This is a genomic window from Pseudotabrizicola sediminis, assembly GCF_004745575.1.
In the GTDB taxonomy this organism is placed as follows: domain Bacteria; phylum Pseudomonadota; class Alphaproteobacteria; order Rhodobacterales; family Rhodobacteraceae; genus Pseudotabrizicola; species Pseudotabrizicola sediminis.
Genome location: NZ_RPEM01000003.1, coordinates 97,860 through 118,318 on the forward strand (window position 1 = coordinate 97,860; position 20,459 = coordinate 118,318).

A 20,459-nucleotide genomic window follows, 5' to 3' on the forward strand; every position below is an offset into this window, starting at 1 on the left:
AGGCGTCAAGCAACGCGGGGTCTGCGGCGCAGCAAAGACCCTCCAATTAGAGCAACCAGCATCAGAAGCACCGGCCCCTCGCCCCACGCCGCATAAGGCGTCACCGCCAGCGCACCGGGCACCTGCGCCACATCCAGATACCCCGCGGTGCCAAAGGGCAGCGATTGCACCACCCGTCCCCGCGCATCAATCACCGCCGTGACCCCGGTATTGGCCACGCGGATCAGCGGCAGGCCCTGTTCAACTGCCCGCAGCCGCGCCTGCTCGAAATGCTGGAACGGCCCGGTCAGCGTGCCGAACCACGCGTCATTGGTGATCTGCAGCATCCAGTCCGGACGCTCCGGCGCGCCGCGCGCAATCTGCGGAAACACCGCCTCATAGCAAATCAGCGGCAGCACCTTGCCAAGTGCAGCCCCCAGATCAATCACCTGCGGCCCGTTTCCCGGCGAATAGCCATTGCCCACCTGTGCGGCGAAGGCCCCGATCCCGAACCAGTCCTGCAACAGATCGCCCATTGGCATGTATTCGCCAAACGGCACCAGATGGAACTTGTCATAGGTGGCACTCACGCGCCCCTCGCCCTCCAGCAACCGCAAGGAGTTCCAGCCCCGGTCACCCTCAACCCGTTGAATCCCAATCGCCACCTTGTTGCCGCCAGAGGCCCCGGTGATAATCGGGGCCACTTCGGGCGAGTATTCCAGCAGGTACGGCACCGCCGTTTCCGGCCAGATCGTCAGATCGGCGGGCGTGCCCGCACTGGTAAACTCCAGCTGGCGCTGAAACAGGATGCGCGCCTGATCGGGGTCCCATTTCAGATGCTGTTCGGCATTGGGCTGAACCAGCCGCAAAGACGCCTCTCGCGCCGCAGGCTCGGGCTGCTCCAACTGCCACAGGCCAAAGCCCGTACCCGCCAACAGCAAGGCGACAGCCCCCACCGCACCCCGCCAGCGGTGCAGCAAGGGCAAACTGGCCGCCGCCAGCGTCACCACCGTCAGCCCCGTCGCCCCCCACAGCGCCACTGTCTGCACCACTGGCCAACCATGCCACATGTGCCCGACCAGCGCCCAGGGAAACCCGGTGAAGATGTGCCCGCGCACCAGTTCCACCGCGCCAAGGCTTGCGGCAAGCGCCAACGGTCTGACCGGAAAGCGATACGCCACCGCAGCCGCCCCGGCCCAGAACAGCCCAAAGCCAAAGGCCATCAGCACCACCGCAAACGGGGCCATCCAGCCATAGACCACGGGGTCAATCAGAAACGGCGACACAATCCAGTTGAGCGAGGCCCCGAAATACCCGGCACCCACCAGCAGCCCTGCCCAGCCCGCTCCTGCCGCCGACACAGGCCGCACCATGCGCGACATCGCCCAGATCAGCGCCGGAAAGGCCAGATACCAGGCCGAAAGCGGCGCCTGCCCCAAGGCAACCGCCGCCCCCGCCAGCAGATCAAGCCCTGCCTGCCGCCGGACCGGCACCTCAGCAAACAGCCTGCGCCGCAGGCTCAAGACGCGACCTTCTCCATGATGGAAGACACAGGCGCGGCAGATGCAGGCGACTCGGCCTCGATCACCGGGTCGCGCTTGCTGCCCGGCAGGCGGACCCGCAAGCGTTTGATCCGGCGCGGATCGGCATCGACCACCTCGAACTCGGCCCCCGATTCATGCGGCACAATCTCACCCCGCACCGGCACCCGGCCGATGCGCACAAACACCAGCCCGCCCAGCGTGTCGATCTCGTCATCATCCTCGCCGTTGCGCAGCTTCATCCCGATGACAGCCTCGAACTCCTCCAGCGGTGCTGTGGATTGCGCCAGGAACACGCCCGGCTTTTCCTCTTTCCACAGCACGCTTTCGTCTTCGTCATGCTCGTCCTCGATCTCGCCGATCACCGTCTCGATCAGGTCCTCGATGGTGACAAGGCCATCCACCCCGCCGTATTCGTCGATCACCAGCGCCATATGCACGCGCTCGCGCTGCATCTTCTGCAGCAGAACCCCGATCGGCATCGACGGAGGCGCATAAAGCAAGGGGCGAAGCAGCTTGCGCAACGAAAACCGGCCCGACGTGCCAAAGCCGTGCTGCAACGCCAGATCCTTCAGCAAAACAAGGCCCTGTGGATGGTCCAGCGTGCCCTTGTAGACTGGCAGGCGCGAAAATCCCTGCTCGCGGAACACTTCGACCAGATCATCGCGACCAATGTCGACGGGCACGGCAACAATATCCACCTTGGGAATCGCCACATCATCCACCCGCAGCCGCCGCAGGTTGCCAAGCCCCGGCACCGATGCGCTGCCGCTTTGCACCACTGGCGCGGGGGCATCCGATCTGCCCCCCGGCGGGCTGTCGGCCCCCGAGAACACGCCCATCAACCGCCCGAACAAACTTCTACTCGGAGGTTGATCGTCTTCGGCCTGCACATCAGACGGCGCGCCCTGCGCCGCCATAGACCCGTCGTTACTACTGCCCATCAGTCCTTATCCAGAAAAGCACCCTGTTTCGGGTACGGTTTCAATATGGGTCATCAACCCCAAGCGTGGCAAGTATCGCCACCTCATGTTTTTCCATCAGCGCCGCATCGGCATCATCAATGTGATCATAACCCAGCAAATGTAACACTCCATGAACCACCAGATGCGTGACATGATCGGCCAGCGGCTTGCCCGCCGCCTCCGCCTCGCGCGCACAGGTGTCATAAGACATCGCAATATCGCCCAGGGACCAAGGCTCGTCCGCCTCGCCCGCCAAGGGCCGCGCAGGCGCTATCCCCGGCACACCCTCGGACAGCTCCTCCGACGGCCAGCTCAGCACATTGGTCGGCGTGGGCTTGCCCCGGAAGTCTGCATTCAGCACCGAAATCCGCGCATCATGGCAGCCCATCACGCACAGCGTGAACCCCTGCAGGGGCAGCCCCAGCGCCACCAGCACCGCCTCGGCTGCGCGCAAGGACAGGGCTTCAAGCCCCAACGCTTCCCAACGCACATCCTCGATTACACAATCCACCAGCGGTTCCATAGCCGCGCCCTACCCCAAGCAACAAGATCGGGCAAGCCATTCCAAAGCCCGCCCCATTATCTGTTCTCAAATATCCTCGGGGGGTCCGGGGGGCAGACAGCCCCCCGGCGCGTTCAGCAGGCCCAAATCTCAGGCCTGTGGCGCTTCATCCGATTCGTAAGCCTCGATGATCCGCGCCACCAGCGGGTGGCGCACCACATCTTTCGAGGTAAAGTAGTTGAACGTCACGCCGCGCACACCGGCCAGAATACGCTCGGCATCGGCCAGCCCCGATGGCATGCCGCGCGGCAGGTCCACCTGGGTGCGGTCGCCGGTGATCACCATGCGGCTGCCCTGCCCCAACCGGGTCAGGAACATCTTCATCTGCATGGTGGTGGCGTTCTGCGCCTCGTCCAGCACCACAAAGGCATTGGCAAGCGTCCGACCGCGCATGAATGCCAGCGGCGCGATCTCGATCCGCTTTTCCTCCATCAGCTTCTGCACCTGCTTGGCGGGTAGGAAATCGTTCAGCGCGTCATACAGCGGCTGCATGTAGGGATCGACCTTCTCCTTCATGTCGCCTGGGAGGAAGCCCAAACGCTCCCCCGCTTCCACCGCAGGGCGGCTCAGGATGATCTTCTCGACCGCCCCCGACACCAGCATGGTCACGCCGACCGCGACCGCCAGATAGGTCTTGCCGGTGCCCGCAGGCCCGATGCCGAAGCCAAGCTCGTGACTGAACAGGTTCGCGACATAGGCCTTCTGCGCCTCGGTCCTGGGCTCCACCGGTTTCTTGCGGGTGCGGATTTCCATTCCGGGGTTGAACAGTTCGATCTGTTCGCCCTCGGCCCCGATCGTGCCCTGACCCAGACGCATCGCACCGTCAATGTCGCCCGCGGCGACCGTGCGACCGGATTCGAGCCGGGCATACAAGCTGCGCAGCACGGCTGCCGCCTGATCCCGCGCTCCCTTGTCCCCGATCACCGCAAGGCGGTTGCCACGCCGCAGAATGTGAACGCCCATCTGGTGTTCCACCTGTGCCAGATTGCGATCAAACTCGCCGCACAGGTCAATCAGCAAACGATTGTCCGGAAATTCGAGAACAGACTCGATCATGTCCTCGGGTTTGGTCGGGGGGGTCAGCGCGCTGATGCCCAATGAGGTCTCCTTATTGCTAGGGCCTGTATGTATCGTGCGCCGCGTCACATGATCTGGCAAGCACCGATTTTGTATCGATCAGAGTTTATATCCAGCCACCGCACGGATTTGTGACATCCGCCCAAAACCCGGGCAAAACCTGATCTGACCCAGAAACCAACAAAAAGGGGCCACGGTTCCCCGTGACCCCAAAATATCGTACCGCAACCGACCGTCAGTTCGCGCGACGCACCACGGTGCGGATGCCCGGACCGGACACGCGGTCGGCAATACCAGGAGAACTGCTCTGGTAATTCTTGAGCACAGTCCCCGGCGGATAGTGGTTGTTGCAGACCGGCAGGCCCGACACCGGATCGTAGCGGGGGCTGGAATAGCCTTCCAGACCATCATCGATGATCCAGTTCTGGCAACCGTCGGGGTCATAGGCAATGGCCGCATGACCATTGCGCAGCACGCCCGAATCGTGGCCCTTGTCCAACCCGGTGGCAATGACAGAATTCGGCCCGGAATAGGGCCGGGTGCCTTCAAAACCTTCGGTACAGCCGCTCAGTGCCAATGCTGCAACGGCGACGCTCATTCTGACTATGTTGTTCATGCTGATCACCACCGGTAGCAGACGACTTCAACCCGACGGTTCTTCTGCATACCGGCTGCAGAAGCGTTCGAGGCGACAGGCTGGCGCTCGCCATATCCGATTTCGCGTTCCACATGCGCCCCGACCGACCGGGCGACATTGGCCACGGCAGCGGCTCGGCGCTTGGACAGGCCCATGTTGTATTCATCAGATGCGCGGCTGTCGGTATGGCCATAAATGGCATAGCCAAACGCCCCGGCACCGCGGAAGAACGACTGCAACCGTGACCGCCCGTGCGACGTCAGCTGGGCGCTGTCGGTCGCAAACAGCTGATCGGTGTTTTCCACCAGACAGGTGTTGCGCTTGAGGCAGACCGGCTTTCCATCCTTGGGGTTACGGCGCGGCACCATATAGCCTTCAACCCCGCCATCCGCCCACCAGTGCATGCAACCGTCATCGTCGATCCACACGCCCCATTCGATCTGGCCGACAATTTCGGGGGCCCCCTGTGCCATGGCCGGCGTCACACCCGACAGCCCGACAGCAAGCGCCGCGCCCCCAAGGATCATCCGCACCGCTTTGGAAATCCGTTCCACAGCCGCAACCCCCTTCTTACCTGACAATTCACACACAAATTATCCGACAAGGATTGACGTCGAGGAAAAGTGAAGTAAAGCGAAATTTGAACAATTCAGGGCATTTATGCGGCAGAATCTGGGCAAATACCCCACATCCGCTGCGCCAGTCCGTGCCATTGTCCCCGCTGCGCAGGCAAAACGCAGCCTCAACCCAAACTGTTCACGCTCAGGAAATTCTGACCGCCGACAACGAGTTGGCCGCCGAAGCCACCACCCGCACCCGCGCCAGCTCGCCCACCTGCCCCGTCGCATCGTCGACGTGCACCGCATGAAGGTGGTCAGACTTGCCCACCATCTGTCCCGGCTGGCGTCCGGCCTTTTCATACAGCACCGTCACCTCACGCCCGACCATCGCCTCTTGCCCCGCGCGCTGCTGGTCAAGGATCAGCGCTTGCAACTCCTGCAACCGGCGGTCCGCCACTGCTGCCTCCACCGGGGGCTTTTCCGCCGCAGGCGTTCCGGGCCGCGCCGAGTACTTGAACGAATAGGACTGGCCGTACCCCACCCGCCGCACCAGATCCAGCGTGTCGGCAAAATCGGCATCGGTTTCACCCGGAAAACCCACGATGAAATCGGACGAAAACAGCGTGTCGGGCCGCACCGCGCGGATACGGTCGATCACCCGGAAATAATCGTCCCGCGTATGCTTGCGGTTCATCGCTTTCAATATCCGGTCAGACCCGGACTGCACCGGCAGGTGCAGATAGGGCATCAACTGCGGCACATCGCCATGGGCCGCGATCAGATCGTCGTCCATATCATTGGGATGGCTGGTCATGTAGCGCACGCGCTCCAGCCCCTCGACCTGCGCCAAAGACCGGATCAACCGGCCCAGCGTCCAGGCCCCGCCCTCGCCTGCACCGTGATAGCCATTCACGTTCTGACCCAGCAACGTCACCTCACGTACCCCGCGCGACACCAGATCGCGCGTTTCGCGCAAGATGCGGTCCACCGGGCGGCTGACCTCGGACCCACGGGTATAGGGCACCACGCAAAACGCGCAGAACTTGTCGCAGCCTTCCTGCACCGTCAGAAACGCCGTCGGCCCGCGCAGGGCGCGGCGCTCGGGCAGGTGGTCAAACTTGTCCTCGGCCGGAAATTCGGTGTCCACCTGCGGTCCGGTCGCCCGCGCAAGCGCAGGCAAGCGGTGATAGGCCTGCGGCCCGACCACGATATCCACAAGCGGCATCCGCCGCTGAATCTCCGCCCCTTCGGCTTGCGCCACGCAGCCCGCCACCCCGATCTTGAGGTCCGGCCGCGCGTCCTTGAGCGGGCGCAACCGGCCCAGATCGGAAAACAGCTTTTCACTGGCCTTTTCGCGGATATGGCAGGTGTTCAAAAGCACCATGTCGGCATCTTCCACCACATCGGTCAGCGTATAGCCGTCCGCGCCCATGGCCTCGGCCATGCGCTCGCTGTCATAGACGTTCATCTGACAGCCATAGGTCTTGATGAACAGCTTCTTGGCATCAGACATGGGCTACCCCGCCGTGGATCAGCGCGTGTTCTACCGCGAACAGCAACCGGGCGCAACGCGAAGCCCCCCCTTGCAAAACGCCCCCCCATCGCCGAGTCTGGTGACATCAGCGGGGAAGGACAGAGGGGAAACATGCGCCACAGCGGACTGACCTCCTTCCTGACCACGGCCCACGCCATCATCGGCAAAGGCCCGGTCGCCGTGATCATGGCCGAAGACGAGGTTGAGGTGGACACCACCCTGCGCCACCACCAGACCGCCGGCTTCCCGGCGATTGTGCTGCTTGCGCCACCCGAAATCACCCTGCCCGCCAGCATCGAGGGCAAGATTCACCGCGTCGATCACGACGTGCATGCCGAAGGCGCGCTGGTCACCGCCGTAAACCGCATCATCGCTGCGGTGCCGGGTGTCTGGCTGTTCTACGGCTACAACGCCGAATACCTGTTCTACCCGTTCTGCGAGACCCGCAATGTGCTGGAACTGCTGGCCTTTCATACCGAAGAGCGCCGCGACGCCATCCTGACCTATACCATCGACCTTTATGCAGGCGATCTGGACCGCTTTCCCAATGCGGTCTCGCTGTCCGATGCGCATCTGGACAGGTCGGGCTATTACGCCCTTGGCCGCCCCGATCCGCTGAACCACAATTACCCCAAGGAACGGCAGCTGGATTTCTTCGGCGGGTTGCGCTGGCGGTTCGAAGAACACGTCTCGCCCCAGCGGCGCAAGATCGACCGGATCTGCCTGTTCAAGACCCGTCCGGGCCTGACCCTGCGCCCCGATTTCACCCTGTCGGATGAAGAGATGAACACCTACGCCTGCCCGTGGCACAACAACATCACCACGGCGCTGGTGTCGTTCCGAACCGCCAAGGCCCTGCGCACCAACCCCGGCTCGCGCTTTGACATCCATGATTTCCGCTGGCGCAACTCCACGCCCTTTGATTGGCACAGCCAGCAACTGATGGACCTTGGCCTGATGGAACCGGGGCAATGGTTTTGACCGCCTGAAGGTGGGGGCGCGGCACAAGCCCCCCAAAGATACCCTACACAGGGCGGAACCATTTCCAGTTTCATGCGTTTGTGACGTGGGCGGGCCCGACGAAATTCCTGCGTCGTTACAGTCGCTTCGTCCGAAAGGAACCACGCCATGCGCACTTTGACTTTTCCGCTTCTGCTGATCGCCGGTCTCGGCGCCGCCGCCCCCGCAACCGCGCAGGATTTCGGCGACATCCTGTCCGGTGTCGCGAAATCACTTGTCACCCAAGAAATGGACAAGAACGCCTTTTCACAGGCGCAAAGCCAGAACACCGTTACCGCCTATCGCAGCTATCTGTCGCAATATCCGCAGGGTGCCTATCGCATCAATGCGGAACGCGCGCTGCAACGGCTGGGGGCTTCTGTCACGCAACCCGCCCCGGTTGAACCGGCGCAGCCCGTCAGCGCAGCGGCCCGCGCCGCTGCGGCCGAGGCCGCCCTTGGCCTGACCCGCACCCAACGCGTGCAGCTGCAAACGCAGCTCACCAAGCTTGGCTACCCCACCGGCGTGGCCGACGGGCTCTGGGGGTCGAACACCCGCACAGCGATCCGCCGCTGGCAAACCGCCAACAAACTTACCTCGACCGGCTATGTCACCCAGGCGCAGGTCACCCTGATCGCCCGGCAGGCCGGCCCCGTGGCAGGCCCGGCCCCCGTGACACCCGACCCTGATGCCGTCGATGACCGCACCGAAGAACGCCTGCTGGGCCTGACCGTGGCCGAACGGCGCGAAATCCAGCGCCGGCTTACAACTTTGGGCTACCGCACCGGCGGCGTCGATGGCGTCTTCGGGGCCAACACGCGCAGCGCCCTGTCGGCGTGGCAGCGCGACGAAGGCCTGCGCGCCACCGGCTACATGACAGCCGACCAGCTGCGCGAATTGCGCCGCCAGACCGGCATCTAACCCTGCCGGCGGGCCATACCAGCGGTCAAAGGCCCGCCGTCCTCTGGGCGGTTGCCAAGCGCATAGCACCATCACCCACCCCAAACCCCCGATACGCAACCGTACGAAGATCAGCCCCGCCCAAAGACCGGCAGGCCCCTCATACCTTGCCGCTTCGCATCGCTGCAATCATGGTGCTGAGGTCGTCAGACCGGGTCTTGAGCGAAGCGCTGGTCTGGGTTGCGGAGTTTGCCGTGGCTGCACTGTCCTGGATAACCCGGTCCAGGTCGCGGATCGCCTGATTGACCTGCTCGCCGCCCACCTGTTGTTCACGGGTGGCCGCCGAGATCTCCCGCACAAGATCAGCCGTCCTGGCGATTTCAGGGACAAGGGCAGCAATCTCTCGCCCCGCCTCTTGTGAGGCTTTCAGCGTCTCTGAAGACAGCCGGACGATTTCAAGGGCTGCGGCATTGCTTCGTTCGGCCAGCTTGCGCACCTCAGAGGCCACGACTGAAAACCCCTTGCCATGGCTCCCCGCCCGCGCGGCTTCGATGGCCGCGTTAAGCGCCAGCAGATCGGTCTGGCGCGAGATTTCCTGCACGATCCGGATCTTCTCGGCAATTTCCGCCATCGCCTGAACCGCGCGGGACACAGACTCACCGGCGCATTGCGCATCCTTGGAACAGCCTGTCGCGATCTTCTCGGTTGTTGCGGCATTCTGTGCGCAATTCCGCAAAGAGGCGGTGATCTCTTCCATCGCAGCTGATGCAAGTTGCGCAGACGACGCCTGACGCGCTGCGCCCTCGCTGATCGTGGTCGAAAGGTCGGCAACCTTTTCGCAATCCACCACAACCAGATCAACGCTTGTGCCGGCGCGATCAAGAATGTCGTTGCGCGTCGCAATCTCCTTGGACATGTCCCGGATGAAAGCGGCATAGACCCAGGACCCCCGGACTTTCATCTTCGACAAGGCCAGACTTGCAGGCACAGTCGAGCCATCCTTGCGGGGAATGATGACCTCGCGGCTGGTTCCGACGATCTTGTTGATCCCGGTGGTGCGGTTGGCGTCGATCAGGGCGTCATGATTGTGCCGGTGGGCTTCGGGAACCAGCATCGATACGTTTTTCCCCAGCACCTCGGCGCGACGGTATCCCCACAGCGCTTCAGCCGCATCGTTGAAGTATGTCACGGCGTTCGACACATCAATCAGGACCACGGCATCGATCGCCTGCGCGACCGCACTTTGCAACAGCGCGGCCGAAGGAATGCCCCCTTTGCCCTGCCCAAACCCTTTCAACATTTTGATAGCCCCATGACCTGCGCATCTTCCGTGCAAGATAATCAGCGAGGCATGAAAAAAGGTTTATCGGTGGCGCACATCAAATCGCTGGGTTGGATCTGTCACAGTGCCGGGGCAACCCATCCCGCACCCGCAGTGCGCAGAACCGCAGGACGATGACGGTCAAAACCGGTGCGCGCAGCGGGCGCGCGGTGTCAAGCCTTCCTCCAGAAGCGCCAATAAGGCGACACCCGAAGACGAAACCAGCGCAACGATTTGGTGAATTTAAGTGGTGCCCGGAGACGGATTTGAACCGCCGACACGCGGATTTTCAATCCGCTGCTCTACCAACTGAGCTATCCGGGCACCGGACCTTGCAGCACCGCTGCTTTCGGTTGGCGGGTGATACGTCAGGGCGGCGGGGCTGTCCAGAGGCTTTTTCGGCTTTTTGCCCGCAGCCCCTCTCCCCGCTCAATGACGCGGCAGACGGTCCTCGTCATCAGCGTCGGGCGGGGTCTCTTCCTCACCCTCGGGTGCGGGAATCACATAGCTTTCGGTCAGCCAGCGGCCCAGATCCACATCGGCGCAGCGGCGCGAGCAGAACGGACGGTAGTTCGCATCGGTGGGCTTTTTGCAGATCGGGCAGCTCATGCGAACAGCCCCCCCGCCACCTCGGCCAGCGGCAGCCGGTCGCGCTTGCGGGTCAGCTCGTACAGGCCCAGCGTGGTCCAGCCCGCCAGATTGGCCTCGCCGTCGCCCTTGAAGGCGGCCTTGATCACCTGATCCAGAATGGCGCGGTCTTTCTTCGACATCGGCGCGAAATCCACCACCACCTGCCCGCCAAGGCCGCGCAGCCGCAATTGGCGCGGCAAATCACGTGCGGCGGCGATGTTCACCTTCAGGCTGGCGGCGGGGCTGGTGTCCGGCCCGGTGTTCACATCCACCGCGACCAGCGCCCGCGTCGGCTCCACCATCATGTGCCCGCCGCCCACAAGGTCAACGCGCGGGGTCAACAGGTCCGCCACCATGGCATCGACGCCATGTTCTGCAAAACCGCCGGGTTCCGTCACCACGTCATCCGGGGCCGGGTCCAGCCAGTCGCGGAACGCAATGTCATGCGCGCCCGGGCCATCGACCAGCAGTTCGGCGTCGCCCTTGATATCCACCAGCACCGCCTCGGCCAAGCCCCGCATCGCGGCGATGTCCTCGGCTATGGCATCGGCTTCGGCCCCGTCACAGGACGACCGCAGGATCAGGCCCAGCGTTTCCGCCGCGCCCGCCATACCGGCGCTGGCAAGCTCCGCCAACTCGGCCCGCAGGTCTTCGTCACGGATGCGGCGGCTGATGTTCAGCCCCGGCGCGTCCGGCGTCACAATCGCAAAGCGCGACTTGAACAGCAGCCGCGCCGTCACCGGAATGGCCTTGCCGGCCTCTGCCGGCCCCGTCACCTGCACCAGAATGCGCTGACCGGGGGCAATGCCGCTGATCTGGCGCAGAAAGCCAGACCCGCCCGGCAGCTTCACGAAAATCCCGCCCTGCCCCTTTACGGGCCTGTCGGCAATGGCGCGGTAGATCGCACCCGGCAGCACTGCTTCGGCCCCCGGGTCCACCGACAGCTCTTGCAACTGCCCGTCCACCACCAGCGCCGCCATCTGCCGGTCGCCCACCTCGTCCAGTATCACCACGCGACCGATCATGCCTGCCTCCAGACCGGATAGCCGATGGCCTCCAGCAAAACTGCGGTTTCCGCCACCGGCAAACCCATGATGCCGGTAAAACTGCCCTGAATCCAAGGGATCAGCGCGCCCGCAAGCCCTTGGATGCCATAGCCGCCCGCCTTGCCCTGCCAGTCGCCCGACGCAAGATACCCGTTCAACTCGGCATCCGACAACCGCTTCATCTTGACCGTGCTCACCGACTCGCGGGTCAGAATTCGGCCCCCCCGGCGCACGGCCACTGCGGTGATCACCTCATGCCGCCGCCCGCCCAGCAGCGTCAGGAACGCCGCAGCCTCACCCGCGTTCGCGGGCTTGCCCAGAATGCGGCGGCCAAGCGCCACCGTGGTATCGGCGCAGATCACCACGTCGTCGGGCCCGGCCTCCACCGCCAGCACCTTTTCCCGCGCAATCCGCGCGCAATAGGGCCGCGGCAATTCGCGGGGGCGCGGATCTTCGTTGATGTCGGGGGGAAGGATGGCATCCGGCACCAGCCCTATCTGCGCCAGAAGCTCTTTCCGGCGCGGGCTGGCAGAGCCTAAAATCAGCCGCAACTTACTTGAAACGATAGTTGATACGGCCCTTCGACAGGTCGTAGGGGGTCATTTCCACCTGTACCTTGTCGCCTGCCAGAACGCGGATGCGGTTCTTGCGCATCTTGCCTGCCATCACCGCAATCAATTCATGGCCATTGTCGAGTTCAACCTTGAATGTCGCGTTCGGCAGGAGTTCCTTGACGACACCGGGGAATTCGAGAATGTCTTCCTTGGCCATGGTCACTCCAATAAATATGAGCCCGCGGGAACCGCAGGCCATGTGCGGCGCATATGCGCCTGATTCCCCGGGTTTTCAAGAGGATTCTCCGCCACTCGCCCCACGCAGCGGCGCAGACGCGCCGCGCCCGAAGCGATCCGCGCCGTCAGGCAGGCAACGCAGCCCGCGTTATCCTGCGGTGCGCGCCGCCTGTTCGCCCCAATGCAGATGGTTCAACACCCGTCCATCGCGCCGCACATGGCGGATCGCCTCAAGGCTCACCTCTGCCACTGCCCAGCCCGGCACATTCAGCGTGGTTTCGGCCAGAATCCCCGTCGGCGGAAAGCCGGTATCGGGCGGGCCATAGATCGACGCCGACCCCGTGTTCATATCCACCGCCGGGCAAAAATCGCAGGGGCCAACCGTGGGGGCATGGGCCACAACACATTGATTTTCCAGCGCCCGCGCCATCGACCCGATCCGCACCCGGGAAAACCCGGCCAGAGATTCGGTGCAGGACGGGGCCAGCAAAATCTCAGCCCCCTGATCCACCAGATGCCGCCCCAGCAGCGGAAATTCACTGTCATAGCAGATGATCACCCCGATGCGGCCCAGATCGGTGTCAAACGGCGTCAGGCCCTGCCCGGCCACCACATCCCACTCCTCACGCTCGAACCGGGTCATGATCTGCTTGTCCTGATGCCCGATAATCCCGTCCGGCCCATAGAGCGTGGCCCGGTTCACCGGGCGGGGGCCCGCGAAAAACGGCCGCGACGCGCCAAGGATCAGGCAATCATGCGCCCGCGCCAGGTCCAGATGCAGCGCATCGGTGGCAGGCCCGTGCCGCGCCACCTCATGCAACCCCGCCTCCAGATCCGCCGCCACCGCGCGCCCGCCCAGACTGCACAGCTCCATCGCGCCATATTCGGGGAACACCAGCAGCTTTGCCCCCTGCGCCGCCGCATCCGCAACCCACCTGCCCAGCTTGGCGGCATGGTCGTCGAAATGGTCAAACCAGGTCAGATCGTAGGCGGCAGCGGCCAAGGTAAAGGTTGTGGTAAAGCTGGTCATAAGGCGCGCATCCAGAATTGCAGGGGTTTCTTGGTCTCGACATCATGGCCCACATCGCGCCATGAAAATTCAGCAATCACGCCCGGCAAGGGCGCATAGCCGCGCCCCAGCCAGAACGCATCATTGCTGCGGTGAAGATCAGGCCGCAACGGGTGATCAACAGGCCGCTGAACCGAGCAATAGGCCACATGACTGCGCCCCAAGGCGCGGGCATGATCTTCGCGCAGATCAAAGAACCTGTGCCCCAGCCCCAGCCCGCGATACTCCGCCAGCAGCACCGATTCCGCACCGTACAGGATAGAGGTCAGCGGCAGCCCCAGCCCGGCAAGGGGGGCGGCGAATTCCGCCGCATGATCCTCCATCGGGGTCGAGGTCGAGGCCCCGATCAGCCGATCGCCATCAAATGCCCCCACCAGCAGGGCCTGCGGCGCATCGCGGTAGGTCTGCAGATAATCGCGCTCATATTCCAGCGCGCCGTCGTACAGATAGGGCCAGTCGCGGAATACCGCGATCCGCAGGCCCGCCACCGCATCCAGATGCTGCTCCAGCTCTGCCCCCTGCAGGGCGCGGACACGGAGTCCCTCCGGCAGGTCGGGCCGCGCTGCGGCAGCATCGCTCATGCCGACACCATCGCCACCCAATCCGACAGGTTGTAAAACGTGGTGATGCGGGCGATTTTCCCCTCCCGCAGATCAAAGAACGCCCCCGCCGGCAGCACATAGCGCTGCCCCCGCGCCTCGGGCAATCCGGGGTCGGTCTTCAGATATTCGCCATGCACGGTAAATTCCGCCGCGCCGCGCGTGCCGTCGGGCGAGGTGAAAATCACCAGATCGTGCAACTGCTCGCGGTAGCTGACGCCCATATGCGCACAAAACTCCGCGAACTTTTCGCGCCCGCGCCGGATGCCCCCCTCATTCACCCGATGTTCCACATCATCGGTGACCAGCGCCAGCATTCCGGTGGGGTCGCCCGCATTGAAGGCGGCGTAATAGGCGGCAAGGGTGATTTCGGCTTGGGACATGGGACAGCTCCGGGTTCTGACCGCACGATAGCGGCATTAAACCGGATGGCCAGTCCTTTTGGCCAGCGGTGGAGTGGGGGCCAGCCCCCACTCCACCGGGGTATTTGGAAAAGCCGCAAATATCAGAAACTTGCCAGCGCCTGCGCGATTCCCTCTGCCATCGGCGTGGTCGGGCGACCAATCAGGCGCGACAGGGTGCCGCTGTCATCGTGCAGTGCGCCCTGTGCCGCCTTGGCATCGCTGTCGGCCAAGATGCGGGCAAAGCCTTCGGGCAGGCCAAAGCCGATCAGGATATCGGCATAGGTCGCCTCGGGCAGGCTGTCATAGCGCATCGCCTTGCCGGACTGGCGGCCCAGTTCGGCCGCGAACTCCGCCATGGTAAAGGCAGTATCGCTCGCCAGTTCATAGACCGCATTGTCATGGCCTTCGGTTGCGGCGGTGACCGCAATCGCTTCGGCAAAATCCGCGCGCGCAGCGGCAGAGAACAGGCCCTCGCCAGCGGACCCGATGACCGCGCCATGCGCCAAGGCTGCTGCCAGCGATCCGGTCAGGTTTTCCAGATACCAGCCATTGCGCAGCAGCGTATAGGTCAGACCCGACGCCTTCAGCGCCGCTTCGGTCGCACAATGATCCTGCGCCAGCATCATGGGGGACGCATCGCCCTTGAGGATCGAGGTGTAGATCACCCGCTCCACCCCCGCCGCCTTCGCCGCCGCAATCACATTGCCATGCTGCCCGGCGCGGTCGTTGAAATCATTGGACGAAATCAGCACCAGCACATCGACCCCCGCAAGCGCGGCGGCATCCGGGGCGGTGTAGTCAAAGGCGCGCACCTCCACCCCCAGATCGGCGGCCTTTTCCGGGCTGCGGGCAAGGGCGATGGGGCGTTCCCCCCGGGCGATCAGGGCGGCAATGGCAAGGCGGCCAAGCTGGCCGGTGGCTGCGGTCACGGCGATGGTGGTCATGGAGATCTCCTGAAATTGCGACACGACCGAAGTACCGCCTTTACTTCCTTATCGTAAGTACATACATTTTTGTTAGTATACCGCAGAGGCGCACATGACCCCTTCCACCACAGCACACAACCTGATCGACCAGTGGCGCAGGGGCGATGTTCTGGCAGCGAACTGCCCTTCGCGCGGCATCCTGCAGCACCTGACCAGCAAATGGGGCACGCTTGTCATGGTGACCCTTGCCACCGGCCCGCACCGCTTTGCCCAGTTGCGCCGCCGGATCGACGGGGTCAGCGAACGGATGCTGGCGCAAACCCTGCAACAGCTTGAGGCGGATGGTTTTATCCTGCGCGTGGCCCGCGATGTGGTGCCGCCGCATGTCAGCTACAGCCTGACGCCCTTGGGGACCGAAGCCGCGGCGCATGTCATCGCGCTGACCGCGTGGATCGAAAGCAATCTGCCCAGAATGGGTGCCACCCCGGCCCAGCCAGAACCGGAAGCGGCCCTCTAAGGGTCTTCACCCCGCCGCCGCCCCTTCGGTCGGCGCGCCAAAGCGGCCAATCATCCGCTCGCGGATCTGGTCGCGCGCCTGCCGGTAGGCCGACAGCTTGTGTTCGCGCGACTCCCCCAGACCGGTTGGGTCGAGGACAGGCCAATACTCGATATCCAGATGGAAATGCCGCGTCAGCTCCAGCGCCATCCGCTGGCTGGCGGGCGACAGTGCGATGATCAGGTCGAACTGCGACAGATCATCGCCCCATTCCTGCATCTCCTCAAAGCTGCGGCTGCGATGGCGCGACAGCTCGATCCCCAGCTCTTGGCAGACGGCGACCGAAAACCCGTCCACCTCCATGTCATTCCTGACACCGGCCGACTGCACATAGGCGCGCTGACCGTAGAACTTCTTCATCAGCCCCTCGGCCATCGGCGAGCGGACAGCGTTGTGATCGCAGCAAAACAGCACCGATTGGGGAAACGCAGCCAAAACCCTACCGCCAGTGCAGGACGCAGATCAACGTGAACAGCCGTCGGGCCGTATCGGTGTCCACCCCGGCCTTGCCCTCCAGCCGTTCCTGCAGAATGCGCGCGCCCTCGTTGTGGATACCACGCCGCGCCATGTCGATCGCCTCGATCTGGCTGGGGGGCAGGCGCTTCACGGCCTCGAAGTAGCTTTCGCAGATCTGGAAGTAATCCTTCACCACCTGCCGGAACGGCCCGAGTGACAGGTGGAACGCCCCCACCGCCGCCCCGTCCTCGGCAGCCACATCAAACACCAGCCGCCCTTCACGGATCGCCAGCCCCAGCCTGTACGGCCCCGCAGGCACCGCCCGCCCGTCGCGCGGCGGCAGATCGAACGAGTTCTCTTCCAGCAGATCAAAGATCGCGACCCGCCGCTCCTGCTCGATCTCCGCCGTGGGGCGGGCCAGGCCCTTGTCGTCGATCTCGATGTGGCAGATGCGGTTCGTCATGGGTTTGGGCCTTGCGCGGGGATACACAGGTGATGCCTGACAGTAGGGTGCTGTGCAAGAGACTTGACCGGCTCAGAATCAGGCAGCACAATTTCACAATGCAAAACTGTTGAGGGAAGCCGATATGCTATTTTTGCGCGCCGCCGCTGCATGTTTTCTCATCTCGCTCTGCATCATCCCGCCCGCCACGGCCCAAACCGACGTGACAAGTAGAGCCACCGTCTTTGCTGGTCCCTATGCAGCAACCGTTGTCCGGGTCATCGACGGCGATACTCTTCAAGTCAACGTCGCACTCTGGCCCGGCCTGCGCGCAGAATATGCTGTGCGGGTCAGGGATATAGGTGCGCCGGAACTCTTCCGGCCAGATTGCGAAAAGGAACTCGACAACGCCATAGCGGCCAAAGCTCAGGTCGAAAAACTCTATCCCACCGGGCTAGACGTTCAGCTCAGACAGGTCAGCTATGATGCGTTTTCAGGCCGCGTTGTCGCAGATGTCCGGCGCTGGGTCAGTGACCGCTGGCTGCCGTTGTCCAAGGAGTTGCTGGACCGGCAGCTCGCGGTTGAATGGTCACCACATCAGTCAGCGTTCAATTGGTGCCTCGACTGACAATCACCCGTTCAACCGGTCCAGCCGCGCCCGCACGCTCAACCCATGCGCCTCAAGGCTTTCGCTGATCGCCAGCCGCTCCGCCGCGGGACCAATCGCCTTCAACGCCTCTGGCGTCATCCGCGCCATCGTGGTGCGCTTCATGAAGTCGAGCACGTTCAACCCCGATGAGAACCGCGCCGACCGCGCGGTGGGCAGCACATGGTTCGGCCCGCCGACATAATCGCCGATGGCTTCTGGCGTCCACGGCCCAAGGAAGATCGCCCCCGCATGCGGGATCATCGCGGCCAAAGCCTCGCAATCCTCCACCATGATCTCCAGATGTTCGGGCGCAATCCGGTTGGCCAGTGCCGCCGCCTGCACCAGATCCCTCACCACAATCACCGCACCATTGTCACGCCAGCTGGCCCCGGCAATCTCGCGCCGCTCCAGCGTCTGCAACCGCACCTCGACCGCCGCCGCCACGGCCTTTCCCAAAGCGGCATCGGTGGTGATCAGAATGGCCTGCGCGCTCTGGTCATGCTCGGCCTGGCTCAGCAGATCCAGCGCGATCCAGTCCGGATCGTTGCCTGCATCCGCAATCACCAGAATTTCCGACGGCCCGGCAATCATGTCGATGCCCACCCGGCCAAACACCCGCCGCTTGGCCGCCGCCACGAATGCATTGCCCGGCCCAGTGATCTTGTCCACCGGCGCAATCGTATCGGTGCCATAGGCCAGCGCCGCAATCGCCTGCGCCCCGCCGATGCGGTACACCTCATCCACCCCGGCAATCTGCGCGGCCAACAGCACCAGAGGGTTCACCACCCCGTCCGGCGTCGGGCAGGTCACCACCAGCCGCCCCACGCCCGCCACCTTGGCAGGAATCGCATTCATCAGCACCGATGACGGATAAGACGCGAGCCCCCCCGGCACATACAGCCCCGCCGCCGATACCGGCGTCCAGCGCCAGCCAAGGCTCGCCCCTGCCGCATCGACCCAACTTGCATCCTCGGGCCGCTGCGGCGCGTGATAGGCCCGGATGCGCTCTGCCGCCAGTTCCAGTGCTGCCCGGTCCTCCGGCGAAACCCTGGCCACCTCTGCCGCAATCTCGGCCGCCGAAAACGCCATCCCCGCCGCCGTCAGCTCCAGCCGGTCATACCGCGCCGTCAGCTCCAGCACGGCGTCGTCCCCCCGCGCCCGCACATCGGCGATGATCCCGGCCACCGCCTGATCCACGTCCTCGGCCTCTTCGCGCTTCATCCCCAGAAGCTGCGCAAAGCGCGCCTCGAAATCCGCCTCATCAAAGCTCAGAAACACAGGCATGGCAGCACCCTTTCCACAATCCCGCCCCAGATAGCGCGCCCCCGCCCCCCCCTCAACCCGGCAATTGCGATTGCACCCTTTCCGATTGCTCCGGGGGAGCGCGGCACGCGTGGGGGGCAGCGCCCCCCTCCGCCCTCAGACAGCAGGTGCCGCAGGCAGCCGCGACCAGAACCGCGCCATCAGGCTCACCGCCGCACAGGCAAGCCCGATCACCAGCCCGATCCACAGCCCGACCGCGCCATAGCCCATCGGGAACGCCAGAATATAGCTGGCCGGTATCCCGATCAGCCAATAGCTGATCGCGGCATAGATCATCGGCACCTTTGTGTCCTGCACCCCCGCCAGCAGCCCCAGCGCCATCACCTGCATCGAATCTGCCATCTGGAACACCGCCGCACAGGCCAGCAGCGATGCCCCCACCGCCAGAATCACCCCCCGCGTAGGCTCGTCGGGGCTGATGAATACCGAAATCAGCGGCTCGGGCAGCGTCAGGAACAGCACCATCGTCAGCCCCGCCACCACGACCGACAGCATGATGGCGACCTTGGCCCCCAGCCGCATCGCCGCGTAATTCCTGGCCCCGGCAAAGCCGCCTGTCCGCACCGTCACCGCGTTCGACAGGCCCACATGCACCATGAAGGTCAGCGCGGTAATCTCCAGCGCAATCCCGTGGGCCGCCAGTTCAACCGTCCCGATCCACCCCATCATCAAGGCCGACGCGTGAAACAACCCGCTTTCCGCCAGCCCGGTCAGCCCCATCGGCCAGCCCAGACGGAACACGGCGGCAAAGGCAGACCAGTCCGGCCGCCAGAACCGCAAAAACAGCTGATAGCGCCGCAAGCTGGGCAACAGCGCCGCATAGAGGCACAAAAACAGCAGCGACAGGATCTGAATGGTCACCGTCGCAATCGCCGCCCCCATCACCCCCAACTCCGGCGCGCCCCAGTTGCCAAAGATCAGCGCCCAGTTGATCGCCACGTTCAACGGCACCGCCGCCACCGTGATCCACAGCACCACCTGCGTCCGTTGCAGCGCCGACAGATAGCTTTTGAGCACCATCACCAGCAGCGCCGGGATCATCCCCAGCCCCACAACGCGCAGATAATCCTGTGCCAGCGCCGACACATCCGGGGCCTGCCCCAGCGCCAGCAGAATGGCCTCCGACCACCAGAACACCGGATAGATCAGCACCCCGAATAGGATTGACAGCCACAGCCCCATCCGCGCCACCCGGCGCACCTGCACCTCATCGCCCTGCGACTGTGCATTGGCCACCATCGGCATCACGGCTTTCGCAAAGCCCGAACCCATGATGAACAGCACGAAAAAGCTCGACGCGCCCAGCACCCCCGCCGCCAGCGGCACCACGCCATACCAACCCAGCATGATGGTATCGGTCACATGCAGCCCGAATTGCGCGACATGGCTGCCGATCAACGGCAGCCCCAGCGCCAGCGTGGCGCGGACATGATCCGTCGCAGTTTGCGACGCAGGGGGGGAAACAGGCGCTGAATTCATGGGCAAACCGATAC

General features: G+C 64.0%; 24 protein-coding genes and 1 tRNA gene. 4 read left to right on the forward strand and 21 right to left on the reverse strand.

Annotation, left to right across the window (positions count from 1 at the left end):
* Positions 1-5: 5 nt before the first annotated feature.
* The 7 genes from lnt to miaB form a co-directional block, all read right to left on the reverse strand.
* On the reverse strand, positions 6-1,502 hold the full coding sequence (gene lnt / locus EEB11_RS05300) for an apolipoprotein N-acyltransferase (RefSeq protein WP_245298780.1): 1,497 nt from the start codon (positions 1,500-1,502) through the stop codon (positions 6-8).
* Positions 1,499-2,464 (reverse strand): transporter associated domain-containing protein, encoded by a 966-nt coding sequence (locus EEB11_RS05305; RefSeq protein ID WP_135429384.1) that lies wholly within the window; start codon positions 2,462-2,464, stop codon positions 1,499-1,501. The genes lnt and EEB11_RS05305 overlap by 4 nt, the downstream gene beginning before the upstream one ends.
* Before the next feature lie 40 nt (positions 2,465-2,504).
* Complete coding sequence (ybeY, locus tag EEB11_RS05310) at positions 2,505-3,008, reverse strand: rRNA maturation RNase YbeY (protein ID WP_135429385.1); 504 nt, start codon at positions 3,006-3,008, stop codon at positions 2,505-2,507.
* A gap of 129 nt (positions 3,009-3,137) precedes the next feature.
* On the reverse strand, positions 3,138-4,145 hold the full coding sequence (locus tag EEB11_RS05315) for a PhoH family protein (protein ID WP_435531096.1): 1,008 nt from the start codon (positions 4,143-4,145) through the stop codon (positions 3,138-3,140).
* 214 nt (positions 4,146-4,359) lie between these two features.
* On the reverse strand, positions 4,360-4,722 hold the full coding sequence (locus EEB11_RS05320) for a hypothetical protein (protein WP_135429386.1): 363 nt from the start codon (positions 4,720-4,722) through the stop codon (positions 4,360-4,362).
* A gap of 23 nt (positions 4,723-4,745) precedes the next feature.
* Positions 4,746-5,315, reverse strand: a complete 570-nt coding sequence (locus EEB11_RS05325; RefSeq protein WP_321187553.1) for an OmpA family protein — start codon at positions 5,313-5,315, stop codon at positions 4,746-4,748.
* A 208-nt stretch (positions 5,316-5,523) separates the two neighbouring features.
* Positions 5,524-6,834: a tRNA (N6-isopentenyl adenosine(37)-C2)-methylthiotransferase MiaB gene (gene miaB, locus EEB11_RS05330; protein ID WP_135429387.1), complete on the reverse strand. Its 1,311-nt coding sequence runs from the start codon at positions 6,832-6,834 to the stop codon at positions 5,524-5,526.
* 132 nt (positions 6,835-6,966) lie between these two features.
* Here miaB and EEB11_RS05335 point away from each other — a divergent pair, with 132 nt between their 5' ends.
* Positions 6,967-7,836: a hypothetical protein gene (locus EEB11_RS05335; protein WP_135429388.1), complete on the forward strand. Its 870-nt coding sequence runs from the start codon at positions 6,967-6,969 to the stop codon at positions 7,834-7,836.
* 147 nt (positions 7,837-7,983) lie between these two features.
* Entirely contained in the window at positions 7,984-8,775 is a 792-nt protein-coding gene (locus EEB11_RS05340) for a peptidoglycan-binding domain-containing protein (RefSeq protein ID WP_135429389.1), read from the forward strand.
* 139 nt (positions 8,776-8,914) lie between these two features.
* Here EEB11_RS05340 and EEB11_RS05345 read toward each other — a convergent pair whose 3' ends face one another.
* From EEB11_RS05345 to EEB11_RS05390, 10 genes are all read right to left on the reverse strand, one after another.
* Positions 8,915-10,054: a methyl-accepting chemotaxis protein gene (locus EEB11_RS05345; RefSeq protein ID WP_210134379.1), complete on the reverse strand. Its 1,140-nt coding sequence runs from the start codon at positions 10,052-10,054 to the stop codon at positions 8,915-8,917.
* Between the two features lie 269 nt (positions 10,055-10,323).
* Positions 10,324-10,399, reverse strand: a tRNA-Phe gene (locus EEB11_RS05350).
* A gap of 105 nt (positions 10,400-10,504) precedes the next feature.
* A complete protein-coding gene (locus EEB11_RS05355; RefSeq protein ID WP_135429390.1) occupies positions 10,505-10,684 on the reverse strand; it encodes a DNA gyrase inhibitor YacG in 180 nt (59 codons plus the stop codon).
* Positions 10,681-11,730 carry a ribonuclease E/G gene (locus tag EEB11_RS05360; protein WP_135429391.1) on the reverse strand — a complete coding sequence of 350 codons (1,050 nt, stop codon included), beginning with the start codon at positions 11,728-11,730 and terminating at the stop codon, positions 10,681-10,683. The genes EEB11_RS05355 and EEB11_RS05360 overlap by 4 nt, the downstream gene beginning before the upstream one ends.
* The gene (locus EEB11_RS05365; protein ID WP_135429392.1) at positions 11,727-12,302 is read right to left on the reverse strand and encodes a Maf family protein; all 576 of its coding nucleotides are present in this window, start codon (positions 12,300-12,302) and stop codon (positions 11,727-11,729) included. The genes EEB11_RS05360 and EEB11_RS05365 overlap by 4 nt, the downstream gene beginning before the upstream one ends.
* Before the next feature lies 1 nt (position 12,303).
* Positions 12,304-12,522 (reverse strand): translation initiation factor IF-1, encoded by a 219-nt coding sequence (gene infA, locus EEB11_RS05370; protein WP_054005112.1) that lies wholly within the window; start codon positions 12,520-12,522, stop codon positions 12,304-12,306.
* A 168-nt stretch (positions 12,523-12,690) separates the two neighbouring features.
* A complete protein-coding gene (locus EEB11_RS05375) occupies positions 12,691-13,572 on the reverse strand; it encodes a carbon-nitrogen hydrolase family protein (protein ID WP_135429393.1) in 882 nt (293 codons plus the stop codon).
* Entirely contained in the window at positions 13,569-14,192 is a 624-nt protein-coding gene (locus tag EEB11_RS05380; RefSeq protein WP_135429394.1) for a GNAT family N-acetyltransferase, read from the reverse strand. Before EEB11_RS05380 ends, EEB11_RS05375 begins: the two co-directional genes overlap by 4 nt.
* A complete protein-coding gene (locus tag EEB11_RS05385; RefSeq protein WP_135429395.1) occupies positions 14,189-14,593 on the reverse strand; it encodes a ketosteroid isomerase-related protein in 405 nt (134 codons plus the stop codon). Before EEB11_RS05385 ends, EEB11_RS05380 begins: the two co-directional genes overlap by 4 nt.
* 122 nt (positions 14,594-14,715) lie before the next feature.
* Positions 14,716-15,558 (reverse strand): SDR family oxidoreductase, encoded by an 843-nt coding sequence (locus EEB11_RS05390; RefSeq protein WP_135429396.1) that lies wholly within the window; start codon positions 15,556-15,558, stop codon positions 14,716-14,718.
* 94 nt (positions 15,559-15,652) lie between these two features.
* Here EEB11_RS05390 and EEB11_RS05395 point away from each other — a divergent pair, with 94 nt between their 5' ends.
* The gene (locus EEB11_RS05395; protein WP_135429397.1) at positions 15,653-16,057 is read left to right on the forward strand and encodes a winged helix-turn-helix transcriptional regulator; all 405 of its coding nucleotides are present in this window, start codon (positions 15,653-15,655) and stop codon (positions 16,055-16,057) included.
* 6 nt (positions 16,058-16,063) lie between these two features.
* On the opposite strand, the gene EEB11_RS05400 is transcribed toward EEB11_RS05395, so the two are convergent.
* The gene (locus EEB11_RS05400) at positions 16,064-16,531 is read right to left on the reverse strand and encodes an arsenate-mycothiol transferase ArsC (protein WP_135429398.1); all 468 of its coding nucleotides are present in this window, start codon (positions 16,529-16,531) and stop codon (positions 16,064-16,066) included.
* Between the two features lie 4 nt (positions 16,532-16,535).
* Positions 16,536-17,015, reverse strand: a complete 480-nt coding sequence (locus tag EEB11_RS05405; RefSeq protein WP_135429399.1) for a UPF0262 family protein — start codon at positions 17,013-17,015, stop codon at positions 16,536-16,538.
* 124 nt (positions 17,016-17,139) lie between these two features.
* Here EEB11_RS05405 and EEB11_RS05410 point away from each other — a divergent pair, with 124 nt between their 5' ends.
* The gene (locus tag EEB11_RS05410) at positions 17,140-17,622 is read left to right on the forward strand and encodes a thermonuclease family protein (protein ID WP_167852661.1); all 483 of its coding nucleotides are present in this window, start codon (positions 17,140-17,142) and stop codon (positions 17,620-17,622) included.
* A gap of 3 nt (positions 17,623-17,625) precedes the next feature.
* On the opposite strand, the gene hisD is transcribed toward EEB11_RS05410, so the two are convergent.
* Both hisD and EEB11_RS05420 read right to left on the reverse strand, forming a co-directional pair.
* Positions 17,626-18,927: a histidinol dehydrogenase gene (gene hisD, locus EEB11_RS05415; protein ID WP_135429401.1), complete on the reverse strand. Its 1,302-nt coding sequence runs from the start codon at positions 18,925-18,927 to the stop codon at positions 17,626-17,628.
* Between the two features lie 135 nt (positions 18,928-19,062).
* A complete protein-coding gene (locus EEB11_RS05420) occupies positions 19,063-20,445 on the reverse strand; it encodes an MATE family efflux transporter (protein WP_135429402.1) in 1,383 nt (460 codons plus the stop codon).
* Positions 20,446-20,459: the final 14 nt, after the last annotated feature.